At 72.7% G+C, this 18,729-nt stretch carries 18 protein-coding genes; 6 read left to right on the forward strand and 12 right to left on the reverse strand.

Annotation, left to right across the window (positions count from 1 at the left end; genetic code table 11):
- Window positions 1–134: 134 nt before the first annotated feature.
- The 3 genes from ACFYST_RS32015 to ACFYST_RS32025 form a co-directional block, all read right to left on the reverse strand.
- Complete coding sequence (locus ACFYST_RS32015; protein ID WP_387867460.1) at window positions 135–1,316, reverse strand: glycosyltransferase; 1,182 nt, start codon at window positions 1,314–1,316, stop codon at window positions 135–137.
- Window positions 1,309–2,136, reverse strand: coding sequence for a polysaccharide deacetylase family protein (locus ACFYST_RS32020; RefSeq protein ID WP_387867462.1), 828 nt, complete (start codon window positions 2,134–2,136; stop codon window positions 1,309–1,311). Before ACFYST_RS32020 ends, ACFYST_RS32015 begins: the two co-directional genes overlap by 8 nt.
- Window positions 2,137–2,425: 289 nt before the next feature.
- Window positions 2,426–2,686 carry a hypothetical protein gene (locus tag ACFYST_RS32025; protein WP_387867464.1) on the reverse strand — a complete coding sequence of 87 codons (261 nt, stop codon included), beginning with the start codon at window positions 2,684–2,686 and terminating at the stop codon, window positions 2,426–2,428.
- Between the two features lie 378 nt (window positions 2,687–3,064).
- Here ACFYST_RS32025 and ACFYST_RS32030 point away from each other — a divergent pair, with 378 nt between their 5' ends.
- The gene (locus ACFYST_RS32030; protein ID WP_387867465.1) at window positions 3,065–4,120 is read left to right on the forward strand and encodes a polysaccharide deacetylase family protein; all 1,056 of its coding nucleotides are present in this window, start codon (window positions 3,065–3,067) and stop codon (window positions 4,118–4,120) included.
- Between the two features lie 132 nt (window positions 4,121–4,252).
- Here the strand turns inward: ACFYST_RS32030 and ACFYST_RS32035 are convergent, their stop codons facing one another.
- Window positions 4,253–4,735 carry an SRPBCC family protein gene (locus ACFYST_RS32035; RefSeq protein ID WP_387867466.1) on the reverse strand — a complete coding sequence of 161 codons (483 nt, stop codon included), beginning with the start codon at window positions 4,733–4,735 and terminating at the stop codon, window positions 4,253–4,255.
- A gap of 154 nt (window positions 4,736–4,889) precedes the next feature.
- Between ACFYST_RS32035 and ACFYST_RS32040 the strand changes: the two genes are divergently transcribed.
- The 3 genes from ACFYST_RS32040 to ACFYST_RS32050 all read left to right on the forward strand — a co-directional run bounded on the left by ACFYST_RS32040 (window position 4,890) and on the right by ACFYST_RS32050 (window position 7,827).
- Window positions 4,890–5,648 carry a glutamate racemase gene (locus ACFYST_RS32040; RefSeq protein WP_387648496.1) on the forward strand — a complete coding sequence of 253 codons (759 nt, stop codon included), beginning with the start codon at window positions 4,890–4,892 and terminating at the stop codon, window positions 5,646–5,648.
- A gap of 254 nt (window positions 5,649–5,902) precedes the next feature.
- Window positions 5,903–7,078: a glycosyltransferase gene (locus ACFYST_RS32045; RefSeq protein WP_387867469.1), complete on the forward strand. Its 1,176-nt coding sequence runs from the start codon at window positions 5,903–5,905 to the stop codon at window positions 7,076–7,078.
- Window positions 7,078–7,827, forward strand: coding sequence for an SAM-dependent methyltransferase (locus ACFYST_RS32050; protein ID WP_387867470.1), 750 nt, complete (start codon window positions 7,078–7,080; stop codon window positions 7,825–7,827). The genes ACFYST_RS32045 and ACFYST_RS32050 overlap by 1 nt, the downstream gene beginning before the upstream one ends.
- Here ACFYST_RS32050 and ACFYST_RS32055 read toward each other — a convergent pair.
- From ACFYST_RS32055 to ACFYST_RS32080, 6 genes are all read right to left on the reverse strand, one after another.
- Window positions 7,817–9,016 carry a glycosyltransferase family 4 protein gene (locus ACFYST_RS32055; RefSeq protein WP_387867472.1) on the reverse strand — a complete coding sequence of 400 codons (1,200 nt, stop codon included), beginning with the start codon at window positions 9,014–9,016 and terminating at the stop codon, window positions 7,817–7,819. The genes ACFYST_RS32050 and ACFYST_RS32055 overlap by 11 nt on opposite strands.
- 2 nt (window positions 9,017–9,018) lie before the next feature.
- Window positions 9,019–10,215 (reverse strand): polysaccharide ABC transporter ATP-binding protein, encoded by a 1,197-nt coding sequence (locus tag ACFYST_RS32060; protein WP_387648507.1) that lies wholly within the window; start codon window positions 10,213–10,215, stop codon window positions 9,019–9,021.
- Window positions 10,205–11,104, reverse strand: a complete 900-nt coding sequence (locus ACFYST_RS32065) for an ABC transporter permease (protein ID WP_387867475.1) — start codon at window positions 11,102–11,104, stop codon at window positions 10,205–10,207. Before ACFYST_RS32065 ends, ACFYST_RS32060 begins: the two co-directional genes overlap by 11 nt.
- 283 nt (window positions 11,105–11,387) lie before the next feature.
- Window positions 11,388–12,221 carry a thiol:disulfide interchange protein DsbA/DsbL gene (locus tag ACFYST_RS32070; protein WP_387867477.1) on the reverse strand — a complete coding sequence of 278 codons (834 nt, stop codon included), beginning with the start codon at window positions 12,219–12,221 and terminating at the stop codon, window positions 11,388–11,390.
- Window positions 12,222–12,474: 253 nt separating this feature from the next.
- Complete coding sequence (locus ACFYST_RS32075; protein WP_387867480.1) at window positions 12,475–13,173, reverse strand: hypothetical protein; 699 nt, start codon at window positions 13,171–13,173, stop codon at window positions 12,475–12,477.
- Window positions 13,174–13,319: 146 nt separating this feature from the next.
- Window positions 13,320–13,841 (reverse strand): SPFH domain-containing protein, encoded by a 522-nt coding sequence (locus ACFYST_RS32080; RefSeq protein WP_387867482.1) that lies wholly within the window; start codon window positions 13,839–13,841, stop codon window positions 13,320–13,322.
- A gap of 219 nt (window positions 13,842–14,060) precedes the next feature.
- Between ACFYST_RS32080 and ACFYST_RS32085 the strand changes: the two genes are divergently transcribed.
- Complete coding sequence (locus tag ACFYST_RS32085) at window positions 14,061–14,528, forward strand: hypothetical protein (RefSeq protein ID WP_387867483.1); 468 nt, start codon at window positions 14,061–14,063, stop codon at window positions 14,526–14,528.
- 34 nt (window positions 14,529–14,562) lie between these two features.
- On the opposite strand, the gene ACFYST_RS32090 is transcribed toward ACFYST_RS32085, so the two are convergent.
- Together ACFYST_RS32090 and ACFYST_RS32095 are read right to left on the reverse strand one after the other, a co-directional pair.
- Entirely contained in the window at window positions 14,563–15,456 is an 894-nt protein-coding gene (locus tag ACFYST_RS32090) for a DUF1963 domain-containing protein (RefSeq protein ID WP_387867484.1), read from the reverse strand.
- 67 nt (window positions 15,457–15,523) lie between these two features.
- On the reverse strand, window positions 15,524–16,597 hold the full coding sequence (locus tag ACFYST_RS32095) for a glycosyltransferase (protein WP_387867487.1): 1,074 nt from the start codon (window positions 16,595–16,597) through the stop codon (window positions 15,524–15,526).
- A gap of 754 nt (window positions 16,598–17,351) precedes the next feature.
- Here ACFYST_RS32095 and ACFYST_RS32100 point away from each other — a divergent pair.
- A complete protein-coding gene (locus ACFYST_RS32100; protein ID WP_387867489.1) occupies window positions 17,352–18,725 on the forward strand; it encodes a hypothetical protein in 1,374 nt (457 codons plus the stop codon).
- Window positions 18,726–18,729: the final 4 nt, after the last annotated feature.

An 18,729-nucleotide genomic window follows, 5' to 3' on the forward strand; every position in this document is an offset into this window, starting at 1 on the left:
TTCTCCCCCAGTGGGTTGCTGCGTGGTGGTGTGGTGGGCCCCTGCCGGGGCTGGTGGTGGGCGCGCCGGGCTGCTGGCGCGCGTGACGGTGGCGCTCGGGGCAAGGCGGTGAACGTGGTGCGGGTGGCGCCGGGTCAGTCGGTGGTCCAGGGCAGGCCGCGCCGGTGGGCGACGGCGGCGTAGGTCTCCAGGGAGATCCGGGCGACGGTGCGCTGGTCGAACTGTTCGAGGGCGCGGCGGCGGGCCGCCGTGCCCAGGCGGGTCCGCAGGTGCGGCTCGGTGAGGAGCCGGTCGAGCGCGTCGGTGAGGGCGGCGGCGTCGGCGGCGGGGGCGAGCAGCAGGTGCTGGTCGTGGGTGCCGATCTCGCGGCAGCCGCGGATGTCGCTGAGCACCATGGGCAGGCCGCTGGCGGCGGCTTCCATGCCGGAGCGGGAGAACCCTTCCCGGTAGGAGGGGAGGACGAAGACGTCGAGCGCGGCGTACACGGCGGGCATGTCGTCGCGGCTGCCGAGGAATTCGAGTCCGGCTTCGGCGGCGCGCAGCGCGTCGGGCTTGTCGGGGTCGTCCGGTCCGATCCACACGAAGCGGGCCTTGCCGGCCAGGGCCCGGGCGGCTTCGGCGTATTCGCGGATGCCCTTCTCGGCGACCCGCCGGCCGACTCCGCCGACCAGCAGTTCGTCGTCCCGTACGCCCAGCTGCTCCCTTACTGCTGCGCGCAGCGCGTCCCGTTCCGGCCCGGGCGCGGGGAAGCGGTCGAGGTCGACGCCGTTGCCGACCACCCGGGCGCGCCGGGCGGGGACGCCCCAGCGGGCGAGGGTGCGGTGGTCCTCGGCGTTCTGGTACAGCTCGGCGTGCGAGAACCGGGCGGCGAACGCTTCGGCGCCGAGCACCAGCAGCCGCTTGGCGAGCGGGTCGTGGGCCTGCGCCCAGAGTCCGTGGCAGGTGTTGACGACGACCGGCACCCGGGCGAGCCGCCCGAGGACGCGGCCGAGGACGCCGGTCTTCGGGTTGTGGGTGTGGAGCACGTCGGGCCGGATCTCGCGCAGCGCGGCGAGCAGTTCGCGGGCGGCGGCGAGGTCGGCGGCGGGCTGCCAGGCGCGGGTGAGCGAGGGCAACGGCCGGTACTGGACGCCGAGTTGCTCGACCTGCTGCCGGTAGGGGCCGGGGGCGCTGAGGCCGTACGTCGCCAGGCCGTGTTCGACGTCGACGGCCAGTTCGGTGGCCAGCAGCAGGTGCAGCGACATGTCGACGGTGGTGAGGTGGGCGACCCGCAGCGGCCGCCCGCCCTCGCCCCGGAACCACAAGGGCTCAGGCACGGGCGCCCACCGCCTTCGCGGTGGCGACGATCCGGGCGTAGGCCCGTTCGGGGACCAGCCGGCCGTAGAGCTTGGCCCGGAAGAAGTCGATCGGGTCGGTGCGGCGGACCGGGACGCGGTGGAAGCGGACCGGGTCGCCCCCGGGCAGGTTGCGCCCGACCCGGCCGGTGGCGCTGGTGCGGAACCGGGCCCGCAGCGCGGCCTCCATGTGCGGGACGGGCGTGCCCCAGGTGTAGGCGAAGTGGCGCGGGCGGGTGCCGAGGTGTTCCTCGACGTCGTCGCCGCAGGCGTCGAGTTCGCTGGTGGTGAGCAGCGCGGGGCGGGCGTGGCTGCGGGTGTGGTTGGCGACGGTGCACAGCCCGGACGCGGCCATCTCGCGCAGTTGCTCCCAGCTCAGCCCGGTGGCGGGGGCGCCTTTGGCGGTGGAGCCCTCCCAGCGCATCGGGCCTCCGACCATGCCGCTGGCCAGGTAGACGGTGAACGGCAGGCCGCGTTCCCGAAGGATCGGCCAGGCGGTGTCGTAGGTGTCGGCGAAGCCGTCGTCGAAGGTGAGGACGGTGCTGGGGGTGCGCAGGCCGGCGTCGAGCCGGTCGGCGGCGGTGTCCAGCGGGACCACGCGGCCGGGCGGGAGCTCGGCGAGCAGGTCGGCCTGGGCGGTGAAGTCGGCGGTGGCGAGGTCGAGCTCGTCGGTGGTGCCGCCGCCGATCCGGTGGTAGATGAGGACGGTGGCGCCCTCGCCGGGAGCGCGGCCGGCCGCGCGGGCCAGCTGCTGTTTGACCTTCGTCCTGATGCCTGTGGCGTCGCCGGCGGTGCTCGCCATGACGTCCCCCCTCGCGGTGCCCCCGCACCGACCCCTGGTGAAACTCCCCCGGCCCGCGGCTTGCGCGGGCGATGCGTTTCACAGTAGGGGGAAGTGTGGTGTCACTGCTGGGGAAACGTGAAAGAAGTGCGTAGGTAAGCCGAAAATCAGTCGATCTGACCGGCACTGTCCGTTTGGCCGACACTTTCCGGTCGCCCGGCCGGTTCGCCCCTTCCGGGAGCCGGTCGCCGGGGGGTCAGGCGCGGGGTGTCAGCACCCGGTGTGGGGTGTCAGCACGCGGCGCGGGGCGTCAGGACGCGGCGTCGCGGCCGGGCCGCAGCAGCGCCAGGCCGACCCGGGCGAGCAGCAGCACCCCGGTGGCCAGGCAGCCGGCCACCGCCATCACCCAGCCGGGGCCGTCGCTCTCCGGGACCAGCACGGCGACCAGGATGCCGAGCACCACGCAGCCCGCGCCGACCAGGGACAGCAGCAACTGGTGGCGGCGCAGGGCGCAGCCGCCGAACACGTTGGACCAGCGCGTAGCGGCGCGATCACTTGGGGTGTCTGCCATGCCCTCCACGGTAACCCGGCCCCGCACACCGGGCCACGGCCTTTGGGCCCTGGTCAGGGGGCACGGCCCGGTCCCGCAAGGGTCGACGGGCCGACTCCCCCGTCCGCCGTCCGAACGGTTCCGCGCTGCCGTTCGGACGGTTCCGGTCGGCCGTTCCGGGGCGCCCGCGAAATCTCGCCGTCCGCCGTACAACCATCCCGCCACTTCGGTGGTCTCCACTACATTGAGCGATCCAGGAGCCGTCCGACGAGCGGGATTGGGAGTACCCGCCGCGGGCTAGATCACTCGGGAGCGGAGCCGCCGTTCCCGGGGTCGGAGGCCGGGCTCCGCCTGCCGACGGTACCGCCACGCCGCATGCCGGCGACCGAGGGGGGAACCGTGCCGTACGCCACCGCCACCGCCACCACCGCCGCCGCCGTCTGCGCCCCGCCCCAGCCTGCCGCCGTACCCGCCGTCGCTGCGCCCGCCGCCGCGCCGGACCAGCCCCAGCCTGCCGCCGTACCCGCCGTCGCGCCGGACCAGCCCCGGGACCGGAGCAGCTGGCTGCGGTTCAGCCCGGCCCAGCCGTTGTTCCGGGCCAGGGCCGCGCAGCGGCTGGCCGTGCTCGCCTATCACGGCATCACCGATCCACGGTCGTTCGGCGCCCAGCTCGACCGGCTCCGACGGCTGGCCACCCCGGTGTCGGTGCAGGACGTGGAGCGTTCGCTGGCCGAGTGCCGGCCGCTGCCGCCGCGCTCGGTGCTGGTGACCTTCGACGACCCGGACCGCACCGTGCTGCGGCACGCCCTGCCGGAGCTGGTGGCGCGCCGGATCCCGGCGGCCGCGTTCGTGATCGCCGAGGTGGTCGGCACCGAGCGGCCGTTCTGGTGGCACGAGGCGGCGTTCCTGGCCCGGCACGGCGGCCGGGCCCGGCTGCTGCCCCGCGGCGGGGACCCGGCGCGGGTGCTGGCGCTGCTCAAGGCGCTGCCCGACCCGGACCGCCGCCGCAGCCTGGCCGAGCTGCGGGTCTCCGCGTCCCGCCGCCCGCCGGCCCAGGAGCAGCTGCACCCGGAGGACCTGCGGGCGCTGCGCGAGGCGGACGTCACGGTGGGCAACCACACCCTCGGGCACCCGTCGTTGCGGCGCTGCGACGAGGCGACGGTGCACGCGGAGATCGCGGGCGCGCACCGGGCGCTGACCCACTGGCTGGGCGAGGCGCCGTCGGCGTTCGCTTACCCGGACGGCGGATTCGACGAGCGGGCGGACGCGGTGCTGCGCCAGCTCGGCTACCGGCTGGGCTTCCTGTCCGACCACCGCCTGGGCCCCCGGCTGCCGGCCCACCCGCTGCGGATCAGCCGTCTCCAGGTGGACTCCACCACCTCGACCCGCCGTTTCGACACCATCCTGTCGGGCCTGGAGCCGGCGGTTCAGCGCCTGCTGGGCGCCCAGGCGTAACGGTTCGCCTCGGTACCGACCGGGCCGTCACGCGCGGTCGCGCAGCAGCAGCGCGGCGAGCACGGTGCATCCGGCGAGAACCCGACCCGGCCGCGCCGTCCCGCACGTCAGCCGGACGGAGCAGATCCGGGTTCAGCTCCCGCCCGGGGCCATCTCCCACGGCTCCTGCGGCAGGGGCTCTCCCGTCTCCAGCAGCGACTTCAGGTTCGCCAGGACGGCCGGCCAGCCGTGCGAGATCGCCCGCAGCGCGGTGCGGTCGCGCAGCTTCTCGTGGGTGACGGTCAGCCGGGCGATGTCCCGGCCCGGCTCGATCAGGAAGGTGACGGTGGCGGCCTGGTCGATGAACAGGTCCGGCCGGTCCTCGAAGGTGAGCACCAGCCGGGTCGGCGGCTCGGCCACCAGCACATGGCCCGTGACGTCGGCCGTACCGGAGCCGTCGGTGCGGCGGTGCTCCCAGGTGGATCCGGCCTGCCAGTCGGAGACGTTGGCGTGGCCCCAGAAGCGGGCCGTCAGCTCGGGGTCGGTAAGCGCTTTCCACACCTGCTCCGGGGTGGCCCGGATGTAGGTGGCGTACACGTAGGCCGGGATGGCACCGGTCTCGGATTCGCTGCTCATGGCGCACTCCTCCTCTGCCGGGCCATCGTGCAGACGGGTTCCGGCCTGCCGCAAACGCGGGCGGCGGGCGGGCCTCGGCCCCTGTGCGCGGTGCAGGTGGCCCCCCACTGGCCGGGCCGGGGTCCGTGCCGGTCAGGGAGTAGAGTCGTTGCTCGTGAAGATCGCCCTCGTGGACTCCGGAATCGGACTGCTCGCCGCCACCGCCGCGCTGCGCCGCCTGCGGCCCGACGCGGACCTGGTCATCTCCTGCGACCCCGACGGCATGCCGTGGGGCCCCCGCACCCCCGAGGACATCACCGAGCACGCCCTCGCCTGCGCCCGCGCCGCCGTCGCCCACCGGCCCGACGCGCTGGTGGTCGCCTGCAACACCGCGACCGTGCACGCGCTCGCCCGGCTGCGCGCCGAGTTCGAGCCCGAACTGCCGGTGATCGGCACCGTCCCCGCGATCAAGCCGGCCACCGCGGCGGGCGGCGTGGTCGCCATCTGGGCCACCCCCGCCACCACCGGCAGCGCCTACCAGCGCGGCCTGATCGCCGAATTCGGCGGCGACGCCACCGAGGTCCACGAGGTGGCCTGCCCCGGCCTGGCCGAGGCCGTCGAGCACGCCGACGAGGACGCCATTGCCGCCGCGATCGCCTACGCCGCGGCCCGCACCCCCGCCTCGACCACCGACGTCGTCCTCGGCTGCACCCACTACGAGCTCGTCGACGACCGCATCGCCTCCGCGCTGGCCGCCCCCGCCCGCTTCCACGGCTCCGCCGACGCCGTCGCCGCCCAGGCGCTGCGCCGCGTCTCCCCCGGTGCCCCGGGCGCCGGCACCCTCACCGTCCTGCACTCCGGCCGCCCGGCCGCGTTGCAGACCGCCGCCCTCAACTACCCGCAGGGCGAGATCCTGATCGGCGCCCGCGTCTGACCCTCCGGGCGTCGCGCACCACCGACCGATCGCGCTGCCGGCCCTGCCCCCGGCCACGACGGCGCCCGCGCTGATCGCTGCCCGGTCGGACCCTCGACCGCACCGCCCCCCTGTCGCCGACCGGCTGCCACCCGCCGATCCCCGCAACACCCCGCCGGGACACCCACCTGCCCACGCCCCGCGGCCTCGCGGCAGCCCGTCGCAGCCCGTCGCGCCTCGGGGTCGCCCCGCCGCTGGTGGGGCAGACTGCCGGGGTGACCGTCCTGTGGTGGGTGTCGGTGGTGGCGCTGGCGGCGTGGGTGTGGCTGGCGGTGTGTCACGGCGGGTTCTGGCGGACCGATCAGCGGTTGCCGCCCGGGGGCCCGGAGCCGTCCCGGTGGCCTGACGTGGTGGCCGTGGTGCCGGCCCGTGACGAGGCCGGCGTGCTGCCGCTCTCCCTTCCGACGCTGCTGGCGCAGCAGTACCCAGGCCGGGCCCGGGTGGTCCTCGTGAATGACCACAGCACCGACGGCACGGCCGAGTTGGCGCTCGCGCTGGCGGCGGCCGGTCCGGGGCTCGCGCTGGAGGTGACCACTCCCCCACCTCTCCCCGAGGGCTGGACGGGCAAGTTGTGGGCGTTGCGGCACGGCGTCGGGCACGCGGGCCACGCCGAGTGGCTACTGCTGACGGACGCCGACATCGCGCACCGGCCCGGCTCCCTGCGGGCGCTGGTCGCGGCGGGCGAGGGGCACAACCTGGACCTGGTGTCGCAGATGGCCCGCCTGCGGGTGGCGTCCGGCTGGGAGCGGCTGATCGTCCCGGCGTTCGTGTACTTCTTCGCGCAGCTGTACCCGTTCCGCCGCTCCAACCGCCCCGCCTCCCGCACCGCCGCCGCAGCCGGCGGCTGTTCGCTGGTGCGCCGCCGGGCGCTCGAACGGGCGGGCGGGGTGGTGGCGATCCGGGGCGCGGTGATCGACGACGTGTCGCTCGCCCGCGCGGTCAAGCGCACCGGCGGCCGCACCTGGCTGGGGCTCGCCGACCGGGTCGACTCCGTCCGCCCCTACCCCGGGCTGTCGCCGCTGTGGCGGATGGTCTCCCGCAGCGCGTACGCCCAACTCCGTTACTCCCCATTGCTGTTGCTCGGCACGGTGCTCGGCCTGACGCTGATCTACCTGGTGCCGCCGGTCGCCGCCGTGACCGGCCTGCTCGCGGGCTTCCGGTGGACGGCCGGCGCCGGGTTCGCCGCGTGGGCGGTGATGGCGGGCACGTACGCGCCGATGCTGCGCTACTACGGCCGTCCGGTGACGGAGGCCCCACTGCTCCCCTTCACCGCGCTGCTGTACCTGCTGATGACGGTCGACTCCGCCGTCCAGCACTGGCGCGGACGCGGCGCGGCCTGGAAGGGCCGGACGTACCCGCACCCGCAGCGCGCCGAGGGCAGGATGGACTGATGGAACGTCAGGAGATCGGACGCATCGCCCACCGCGACCACCCCGTGGCCGCCCCGCTGTCGGACGCGTCGGTGCACCGCCTGCTGGAACGCCAGCTGCGGCGCTGCCCGAACAGCTCGGCCCTCGACCTCGGCTGCGGCGAAGCCGCTTGGCTGGTACGGGCGTTGACCATGCACCCCCACCTGCAGGCCATCGGCGTGGACACCGACCCGGCCGCCCTCGACGACGGCCGGCGCGCCGCCGAACGCGCGGGCGTCGAAGGCCGTCTCGCCCTGCACCACGCCGACGTACGGGAGTTCGAGGCCGCCGATTCCTTCGACGCCGTCCTCTCGGTCGGCGCGACGTACGCCTTCGGCGGCCTGCTGCCGACCCTCGAAGCCGTCCGCCCGCTGCTCGCCCCGGGCGGCACCCTGCTGCTCGGCGAAAGCTACTGGGAGGACGGCCAACCTACCGACCACGCACGCGAGTTCTTCGGCGACGACCTCACCGACCTGTCCGGCGTCCTCGCCACCCTCCGCACCGCCGGCTGGTGGCCGATCGCCGGACACACCTCCACCCGCGAAGAGCTCGACACCTACGAATGGTCCTGGACCGGCTCCCTCACCGACTGGGCCCTCGACCAACCCCCGGGCCCCGACCGCGACCAGGCCCTCGCCGCCGCCACCCGCCACCGCCACCAGTGGCTGACCGAGTACCGCGACGGCTTCGGCTTCGTCACCCTCCTGCTGCGGCCGGCCGTTACCGAGTGAGCAACCGCCGGGCCGTCGGCTTCACGTACTCGTATCGGGTCATCTGTTCGAGGTCGCGGAGCCAGGGGGTGCGGCCGGGGGGTTGGCGGAGGAGTTCGCGGTAGATCTCCTCGAAGGCGGTGGAGACGTGGTCGAGGGAGAACCGGCCGACCACCCAGTCGCGGCCCCAACTGCCGAGCTCGGCGCGGCGATCCGGGGAGTCGGCCAGGACGCGGATCTGGGCGGCGAGGGCCTTGGAGTCGGCGGGGCCGTCGCCGTGGCCGTACATGCAGCGGGAGGCGTGGGGTTCGACCAGGGGGCCGGGTTCGTGGATGGCGGTGTAGCCGTTCGCGCCGTGGACGATGACGGGCTTGGCGAAGGCCAGGCCGCGCAGCGCGGAGCCGCCCATGCCGAGGACGAGGTCGGCGGCCTCGTAGGCGGGGCGGGGGTCGGAGCGCTGGCCGGTGAAGACGATGGCCTCGCGGCCGAGTTCGGTGTTGAGGCGGGCGGCTTCGGCGCGCAGCGGCTCCTCGCTGGGGCCGCCGCCGACGACGGCGAGGACGAGGGACGGGTCGTCGAGCAGGCGGACGGCGGCCATGGTGCGGCGGACGCCGGCGTCCTTCTCCAGGCCGGAGACCAGGCGGGTGACGATGCACAGCAGCAACTGGCCGTCCCCGGCGCCGACTTCGGCGCGGAAGGGGGAGCCGGGGACGGATCCGGGGGCGTCGAGGACGGTGTTGACGGGGGGTTCGATGAGTCGCAGGTCGCGGTGCCCGAAGGCCCGCGCGTCGCCCATCAGTGCACCGAGGCCGAGGACCAGGGGCTGGTGGCGGGGCATGCCGCGGAGCATCCGGATGCCGTAGAAGGTGGTGACGATCGGCAGGCGCCCCTGTCGGCCGGGGCCGAAGTAGGCGTTGCGGGCGGCCCGGACCTCCCAGGCGTGGACGAGTTGGGAGCCGTGTTCGTCGGCGAGGCGGCTCAGGCGGGCGCGGATGACCGCGTGCGGGGTGTCGGGATCACCGGCGACGACGAGGTCGAGGTCGTGTTCGGCCGCAAGTTCGACGAGTGGCGCGGGGCCGTCGACTCCCTGGGCGAACAGGACGGGTTGGTGGCCGCGGTCGCGCAGGGTGCGGGCGACGTCGACGGCGTTGAGCTGGGCTCCGCCGAGGGCCAGGTTGTTGAGGTGGACCAGGACACGGACCGAACGCACGGTCACTCCTCCCACTGGTGCGGTACGAAGACCGGCGCGGCGAGCACGACCGCGCGCGGCGGGGTGTCCAGCATCGGGCCGAACACGTCGAACTGGCCGGCGGAGTGCCAGCTCATCAGGGTGCCCCCGTCGGTCTTGCCGATCGAGTAGACGCCGGTCCACAGGGTGTAGCGGCCGCGCGGCAGCGGCAGCCGGGGGATCACGCAGGCCACCCGGTGGTCGCCGCCGGCCAGCCGGATCTCGTGGCTGATCTGGAAGATCGGGCTGGAGGTGCCTTCGCTGACGCCGAGGTGCAGGGTGGCGTCGCCGCGGTAGTCGCCGCCGAGGGTGAGTTCGACGGTGACGGGCTCGTCGGTGTGCAGGTTCTCCTCGCCGTCCTCGCCGCGCACCTCGTACTTCAGCAGTTGCAGCGGCTCACCGACCCGGGCGGTGGCCTCGGACTGGGCCTCGATGGAGTCGCGGTAGCCGGCCAGCGCGTCCTTGATGCCGGCGTCCACCCGGACGGTGCCCTGTTCCAGCCAGACGCCGCGCCGGCAGATCGACTGGACGGCGGGGAGGTCGTGCGAGACGAAGACGATGGTGGTGCCCTGTTCGGCGACTTCACGCATCCGGTCCAGGCAGCGCTGCTGGAAGACGGCGTCGCCGACGGCGAGGACTTCGTCGACCAGCAGGACGTGCGGCTCCAGGTACGCGGCGACCGCGAAGCCGAGGCGCATCTGCATGCCCGACGAGTAGAACTTCACCTGCCGGTCGATGGCACCGCCGAGCCGGGCGAACTCGACGATGTCGTCGAAGCGTCCGGCGACCTCGCGGCGCTTGAGGCCGAGCAGCGCGCCGAACAGGTAGATGTTCTCCCGGCCCGTCAGGTCGGGGTGGATGCCGGCCCGGATCTCGATCAGGGCGCCGATCCGGCCGCGCACGTCGATGACGCCCGCGTACGGGTACATGACCCGGGTGAGCATCTTCAACAGGGTTGACTTTCCTGACCCGTTGGAGCCGATCAGGCCGACGGACTCGCCGGGTTCGATGTGCAGGTTGATGTCGCGCAGCGCCCAGCGCCAGTCCTCGCCGCGGTCGCCGCGCAGCCGGCGGGCGGCCTGTTCGACCCGGTCGCGCAGCAGCATCCGCTGCTGGTCGGCGCGGAAGCGCTTCCAGACCTGTTCGGTGCGGATGGTGCCCAGTGGGTAGTCACGCGACATCGGCGATCCCCGTTTCCAGCTTCTTGAAGAACAGGTACCCGCCGACCAGGAACACCAGCGAACTGACCGTCGCGATCAGCGTCATCCGGGCGTCCGGTGCCTCGCCGTACAGCAGTGCCTTCCGGTAGCCCTCGATGACCGCGCCGAGCGGGTTGACGCCGACGTAGATCTCCTGCAGCCGGTGCGGGATCTTGGCCAGCGGGTAGGCGACGGGGGTGGCGAACACTCCCATCTGGGTGATGATCGGCAGCAGGTGGCGGACGTCGCGCAGGTACACCACGGCCACCGAGAGGATCAGCGCGATGCCGTAGGTGAACGCGAACTGGATCAGCAGCAGCGGCAGCGCCCACAGGAAGGTCGCGGCGGGGGCGGTCCAGAACACCAGGAACATCAGCGCGAGCACGCCGACGCCGATCACCATGTCCACCGTGGCGACCAGCATGGTGGCGAGCGGGAACACCTCGCGCGGGCAGTACACCTTGTTCAGCAGGCTGAGGTTGTTGGCCAGGCTGAGCGCGCCCTGGTTCATCGTGTTGCTGAAGAACTGCCAGACGATCAGGCCGACATAGGCGAACAGCGTGTACGGGGCGGCGCCGGTCTCGATCTTGACGGCACGGTGGAACACCAGGGTGAAGATGGCGCACAGCGCGAGCGGGGTGAGCACCGCCCAGGCGAAGCCGAGCACCGCCTGCTTGTACCGGGCCCGCAGGTCGCGTTCGGCCAGCGCGCGCACCAACTCCCGTGCCGCCCACAGCTCGTGGGCGACCTGGACGGGGCGCAGCCGGCGTTTGAAGACCAGTTCGGGCGGTGGCCCGGCCGGGATCGCGACGCCGGGAGGTGCCGGTTCGCCCTCGCGGTCGTCGATGACCTGTGCGCGCTGTCCCCCCACGGACTCCCGCCCTCTCCGAGCACGGTGCGGCCGCGCCCGGTGTCTGTGTCGACTGTGTCGGAGCCGGGCGGACGAGACGGTCCGGGCGGCCCGGCGACCACCATGGCACACAGTGTGGGGGCGGCGGGCGGGTTCCGTGAAGATTGCGCCAGCTCAGGCCGGTTGTCGACGGGTTGTCGACGGGTTGTCGACGGTTTCGGGCCGAACTTCCCTGCTGGGCAGCGGAGTTCGCCTCGATCAGTGGCCGGGGTTCCGGTCGGTCAGTGGCCGGGGTTCCGGTCGGTCAGTGGCCGGCGTTCCCGTCGGCGACCAGTTGGTCGAGCGCGGCGGGTACGTTCTCCACGCCGCCGGCCCGGGCGGGCGAGGTGCGGCCGTTGCCGTCGACCACCACAGTGGGCAGTTCGTTGACCTGATAGTCGGAGAACAGCTTGGGCGCCTGCTCCACGGCCCGGTCCACCTCGGGGGAGTGATAGGCCGAACGGAACTTGGCAGCGTCCATGCCGTGCGCGGCCGCCCACTCAGTGGCGCGCTGCTCGGTGGTCAGATCGGCGTGCTCGTCGCGGACGGCGCGGAACACGGCGGCCTGCTGGCGGTCCACCTCGCCGAGCCGGTCCAGGGTGTAGAACAGCCGTGCGTGGGCGCGCTGTTCGGCCTCGTCCGGGCTGCCCACCCAGATCGCCGGGACGCGGCGCAGCTTCACGTCCGACTGGTGCCTGGCGGCCCAGTTGGTGAGCGGGGACTCCAGCCGGGCGGAGTGCGAGCAGTTGTACCAGAAGAACTCGACGGCCTCGTGGGTACGGGCGGCCTTCGGCCCGTTGGCCTGCGGTCCGCCGGCTTGCGGCCCGTTGGCTTGCGGCCCGTTGGCTTGCGGCCCGCTGGCCGGGGCCTGCTGCTGCGCGGGCGCGTCCGGTCGGGCGGCCGGGGGTACCCCGTGGTGGTTGGCCGGCCTTGGCTGCTGGGCGGCGGCGAGGTACTGATCGGGTGCCATCAGCTGCTTCCCGGTCAGGCCGTGCGGTGTGGCCGGATAGGCGGACACGGCGTGGGCGGCGGCGGCCGGGGCGGCGACCAGGCCCCCGGCGACAGCGATCAGGACGGTGCTTCTCAACAGCGGCTTCACCAGGGCAGCGTGGCAGCCCACCCGGGCACGGGCCAGGCGATCCGGCGCCGGTCGGCCGAATTCGCCGGAACGGAGCAGCGCCGCTCGAACTGGCGTCGGAGAGACGAACGTTGGGGAGACGGACGCTGGGGCGACGGACGCTGGGGCGACGGACGCTGGAGAGAGGGGCGCCGGGGAGACCGGCTGGTTCCCGGCGGGCGGGCGGCGCCCCCGCACACCCGCCCACCGGAACCCGGCTACCGGCGGCCCCGGGTCACTTGCCGAGGGCGCGCAGCTGGGCCTTGGCGTCGGCCTCGGAGGTCTGCGGGACGCCGATCTGGACCTGGTCGGAGCCCTCCTCCTTCATCGGGCAGTACCGGGCGTCCTTGACCGGCATGGGGAGGCTGAGCACGCCCTCGTTGCGGACCAGCACCAACAGCGAGCCGGTGGTGCAGGACGCGTTCGGGGCGACGGGCGGCGAGGCGAGCCAGGTGACGGCCTGGTAGATCGGCACGTTGGGGTGCAGCACGGTGCCGTTGGCCTTGTCGGTGGCGAAGGTGCCGGAGCCGAGGACGCCGCTGGCGAGCTTCTGGAACTGCGCGGTGTGGTCGGTGCGCAGATCGGGCTTGCCGTAGACGACGCACTCCGTGCCGGTGGTGTTGGTGAGCTTGATGACGCCGGTGATCCGCGGGTCGGCACTCCTGTCGAGGGTCAGCTCCGCCTTGACGTCGCTCTCCTTCTCGGAGTTGCCGCAGATGCGGATGTCGGCGGCCGGCTTGGCGCCCGGGGCGGAGGACTTGCCGCCGGAGCCTTCGGTGGAGCCCGAGGCGGTGGCGGACGGCTGGCCGGCCGGGTTGCTCGCGGCGGAGCTGGTGGCGGGCGCCGGGTTGGCGGTGGTGTCCGGGTCACAGGCCGTCAGGGCGAGGACGGAGCAGGCCAGCAGAGCGAGGGCGGCGGGCTTGCGAAGGTTCATCGGAGGCTCCTGTGGGGGCGTGGTGCGCGGTCCGCCGGTGGGCGGGCATGCGTCACCACGCGTCCGGTTGTCGGACGGTTCCTCCGGTTTCCGTCCGCTTACACCGCTGTTACACAGCGGCGCTTTCCGGCAGGGGTGAACTCCGCTCAGGGCAAGGTCGGTTCGGGTGCAGAAGGCTTCGCATGCGTGACACTTTTTACCTCGACGCGGTCCAGCTCCACGCCCCAGCCGGCCGCGGCGGGCTTGACCTCACGCAGCAGCGCGAGCCGCAGCTCCTCGCGCGCGGTGGCCAGTTCGTCGAAGGTGCGCTGCTCGGCCTCGGTGCGCAGCACCACCAGCGCGAGGTGGCAGATCGCCACGCCGTAGTTCCGCACCTCGACGATCGCCGCCACCGGATCCGCCACCCGGAAGGTCAACGCCGCCTCGACGCTCGCCCGTTGGCCGTCCTTGGTCCGCCCCTGGAACGGCACCGGCACGCAGGTGTCGGACACATCGACGCGCTGCAACTGGTCGGCGAACGGCACCAGCAGAGTCAGCCCCGGCCGCAACGTCCGCTCACGCACCTTGCCGAGCCGGAACACCACCCCGCGCTCGTTCGCCCCCACCCGCTTCACACTCAGCCGCGCCAGCAGCAGCACCACCAGCCCCGCGACGATCAGCCCCGCCATCGGATCCTCCCCCGCCCTCGGCCTGTGCCCAGTATGGGCGGCGGGGCGCCGGTCGTCAGCGGTCGTGCGCGTTCGGCCCCGGGCCCCGAGGAACTGCGCGGCCGGGCCTGCCGGTTGACGCCGGTCGTCCTCCGAACTCCTGTCGCGCCGCCCCGGGGGCCCCCCTTACCGACCGCCAGATGTTTCGTATACAGTCCACCGTCGAAGGGGGTGGGAGGCGTGCTTCGCAGGTCGACGGTTGTCTGGCAGGCCACCGGGCTGGGTGCGGCGGTGGGCGTTGTGCCCTACGTGTTCATCGGCATGTTCTTCGGAAGGTATTTCGGGCTCCGATTCGGGCTCGCGACCGTTGCGTTCGGGCTGGTCACGGGGGCGTTGCCGGGGCTGGTGGGCGGGGTGTCGCTTGCCGCGAGCCGAAAGGGTGCGCGCACCAGGCGGTGGGCGGTGCGGGCGTCCCTGGTGGCGGGGGCCGTGTTCTTCCTGGAGAACGCGCTCGTGATGGGCCTCACCCACGGCCCCGCGTTCTTCCTCCCGGTGCTGTTCGGCACCCCGGTCGCCGTGGTGGCCGCCGCACTTGCAGCCTCGGGCATGGCGCGCAAGGTCGGCGAGTTCGCGTGGATCCGTCCCGAGGAGTACCCGCTCTACTACCGGCTCGACCGGGCCAAGGCCCACCGCAGGGCCGACGCGTAGGCCGGGTGGGCGCGGTGGGCGCCGTTCGCGAGGTCTACGCGCTGGCCCGGTGGGCGTACGGGCGGTCGGGGCAGTGCGGGCAGGCGAACAGGTGCAGGCTGCCCATGTCGCCGAGCAGCAGGTCGGCGGCGCTCTGAATCAACCGCCGTTCGTCGTACGGCAGTTCCCAGACGGTTCCGGCGGCCGGGGTGTCCTCGACCGCGAGCCAGGTGCGCCAGCTCTCGCCGTCGAACTCGGCGCTGCCTACGGACAGCAGGTGGTCCATCCGGCGCTCGCAGCTGGGGCAGTGCGGCCAGTCCGGGTCCTGGCTCCAGGTGGGGTAGCCGCCGGCCTTGGTCCCGTCAGGCACCGACAGGTGGTACTCGTACGACCAGCCGGTCTCCTCCTCGACCTGCTCGAACCGCTCCTCCAGTGCGTCGTGGAGGTGTTCCGGCAGGTCCCAGGAGGGGTACTCGGTGATGCGTTCGGGGTGCAGCACGCACGGGTCGGGCAGGTAGCTGTGGGGAGCGCCGTCGGGCCGGGGCGGGTCGGCGGGTTCGAGGTCGGCGCGTGAGCCGTCCCACCAGTACACCTGTGGCCGCGGCGCGTAGCCCTCCTCGTGGTCGAACGGGCACCACAGCACCTGGAGCACGTCCGTGCCGTCCGGGAACGGCAGTTCGGGCACGTCGGCGGCGAGCAGTTGCACCACCGGCACCAGCGGAACGGGCCCCGCACCGCGCGGCGGCGCGTACGCGGTACGCGGGTGCTCATCCGTGCAGTGCGGCCACGGCTCGGCACGCGGCCACCGCACCGGGCCGCCCAGCGAACTCTCCCCCGGCCCGGGCTCCCCGCGCCTGGGATGCAACCGCACGGCCTCCCGCCGCAGCGCCGCCACCTCGGGGAACAGCGCCTCGACATCGAGCGGACGGGACGGGCTGGTGCGGACCATCGAACGTACTCCCTCCATCGGAATCCTGCCGGTCGGCAGCGTAGCCGCGGCCGGAGACACCCGATCGTCAGGCGCCGTCGGCGACTTGGCGCAGGAGGTGCTGCCAGCGGGTGGCGACGGTCGTGAGGTCGAAGTGGGTGAGGGCGTGTTCGCGGGCGGCCTGGCCGTACGGGGTGCGGTCGGTGGCGAGGAGGGTGCGGAGGGCTTCGGCGGTGGCGGACGGGTTGTTCGGGGGCGCGAGCAGGCCGGTCCGGCCGTCGCGGACGATGTCGGAGACCCAGCCGACGTCGGTGGCGACGGCCGGGAGGGCGGCGAGGGCGGCTTCGATCAGGACGCCCGGGACGCCCTCGGAGTCGCTGGTGAGCAGTAGCAGGTCGGCGGCCCGGTAGAGCGGGGCGGGGTCGGCGAGCGGGCCGAGCAGGTGGATGCGGGGGCCGGCTTCGGCGGTGAGGCGTTCGCGGAGCGGGCCTTCGCCGGCGAGCGCGAGGTGGACGTCCTCGGGGAGCTGGGCGTGGGCGGCGAGGGCGAGGTCCGAGCGCTTCTCCGGGCTGAGGGCGCCGACCCAGGCGATCAGCGGGCCGCCGGCGGGCAGCCCGAGGGCCTCGCGGGCGGCGGCCTTCTCGGCGGGGCCGGCCGGGGGCGAAAAGCGTTCGGCGGGACGGGCATTGGGCAGTACGTGCAGTCGACGGGCGGGCAGCCGGAAGCGGGTGCGCAGCAGGTCCACGCCCTGCGGGGAGATCGCGGCGACGGCGGCGGCCCGGTGCAGGAACGCGCCGACTCGCAGACGGCGGGCCGGAGTTGACGTCCAGTGCCGGGGGTCGCCGATGTTGACGTAGACGAACGGGGTGCGGGCGGCCAGCAGCCCGAGCGCACACGCCTGCAGGGTGGACGACCCGTGCGCCACCACCACGTCGGCCCGGCGGGCGGCCCGCCGCAACGCACGCAAGGTGGCCGGGTGGTGGCGGGACGGCCCCAACACGGCGACGGGGTCGGCGGGGCCGGCGTCCGGGTGCGGGTGCAGCGCGACCAACTCGGACGCCTGGCCGCGACGCACCAGTTCGGCATGCAGATCGCGGGCGAGACGCTGCGCGCCCCGGGCGCGCGGATCGGTGATCACGTGCAGAACGCGCGGCTCGGCCATGCGCCCGACCCTACCGAGACGCCTCGGGCCGGCGGGCCCGGTTCGGCCAACTGCGCCCTCCTGTGTACTGGTTGACCCAAAACTTGATCGCACGGGTCCTACCTCCTGGCGGCGGCGAGGAGGTCACATATCGGGCCGCGGGGCACCTCTACGGGTGACGTCATTGATATCAACTGGGGCGACTCGCGCTGGGAACTTGAGCTGACGCAGCGCCCGTTCGACACGCACTCCCCGCAGTCGAGCACTACGCGCGGAAAGGCCCGCTGGCGCGGTCACAGTCCACCCAAGCCCCGGCGGCAGATGTCCGCGGGACCTCAGCCGCGCCCCCACGCACCACGGCTCAATGGCGCGCACACTCGCCGAGGAGACCTCGACCCGCGACCAGTTGGCGGCGGCGCTTGCACCAAGCTCGTCCAGGACCCGGCGGTAGAGCTTGGCCCGCGTGTGGGTCCGGATTCACACGGAGACGCGGAGGTCGACCGTCCACCAAGACACGCCGAACAGCTGGCCGCGAAGGCAATCGCAGCGAGCACCGCAGTGAAACTCCGCCATCTCCCGCCCAGGCCCGCCACACCAGAATTGACGGTGCACTAAAGGCTCAAATCACCCTCCAGCCATACATATTCAGCGCCAAGGGGAATGAAGAACCGGAATCTTCCTCATTGATCTCCGCAAATTGGGCCCAATGAGATGCGTCCGGCTGGCAAAGTCGGCATCGAACAGCCCACGAACCTCGCCCGACAGGAGCCATTACTTGTTACGCAAGATCAGCACTGCCGCCACGGTCCTCATCACCGCTGCCGTGGTCACGACCACCTCGCTCGTCACCGCCCCACTCGCCGGAGCGTCGACACCGCCGAACGATAAAAACGATCAAGGGCTCACCCCTGGCTCCCCCAGTTCTTCCCCCATCGTCACGGTGGACAAGGCAACCCTCCATCGCCAGTACCAGTTGGATGCCCTCGCGGACCGAATCACCGGCAAGTCCGGGACCGAGGCGGAGCACACCGGCGGATATGCCGGAGCCGTGGTGAAGGCCAAGGACGGGGAGCTCGCCTTGTACTGGAAGGGGGCGGTGCCGCAGAGCGTCAAGGATGCACAGAAGGACGCCGCCGCTCAGGGGCTCAAGGTCTCCGTCACCCAATCCTCCTACTCGGCCAAAGAATTGGAAGATGCCCGCCGAAGGCTGGAGGGGGCGGTCAAGGGCAAGGACGCAACAACTGAGCCCGTCGCAGCATGGAACTCCATAGCCGTCTTGTCGAACGGCACCGGTCTGTACATCAGCTACAACAGCCCCACATCCCAAACCCTGGCGAACCCCTCGCCCTCCGAGGTGCCGGCTCAACGCGTGACCACCGTGTCGGCCCAAGAGTTCGCCACCCACGCCCAGGCCCTGGCAGGCGTCCCGGTCCAGGCTGCCGAAGGACCGGAGGGTACTGACACGTACAGCCGCCACGACGACTCGTCCGCCTTCTGGGCAGGCGCCGAACTCAACACGCCTGGCCATCAGTTCTGTACATCCGGGTTCGCCGGATCGCATGGTGGCAGCGACGTCGTTCTCACCGCTTCACACTGTGGAACCTCCGGAACCTTCACTACCGGGACCGGCAACATCGAGGGGTGGGCACAGTCCTCCGACCTCGGTTTCGACACAACCTTCATCACACTCAACGGCTCCGCTGGAAACCAGTTCTACGACGGCGCGTGGAACGATCCCAACGGATACCACAAGCACGTCGCGAGCTGGGGCCTCAACCATGATGGCGACTATGTCTGCACATCGGGCGCCATGTCCGGCGTCAAGTGCAATATCCAGGTCAGGTACGCCGGAGTTGATTCCAACATTGGTGGAATCACTCGGCACAATGTGGTTCAGGCGATGCGCACCAACACCGGCGACCACGCTGCCGCACAAGGAGACAGCGGCGGCCCGGTTGTCACCAGCCCTGACGGCACCTATGGAAATGACATGCAGGCCCGCGGTCTGATCAGCGGATCCTGGGGACAATACGTCGCGTGTCCGACATGGGGTGTCGGCATCGCCATGGAAACCACCTGCTACGAAGGCGTGCAGTTCATCGGCATGTCTGCCATTGTGAACACGCTCGGCTTCACCTTGTACACCTGATGCA

It is taken from the genome of Kitasatospora sp. NPDC004614, assembly GCF_042873675.1.
Lineage (GTDB): Bacteria > Actinomycetota > Actinomycetes > Streptomycetales > Streptomycetaceae > Kitasatospora.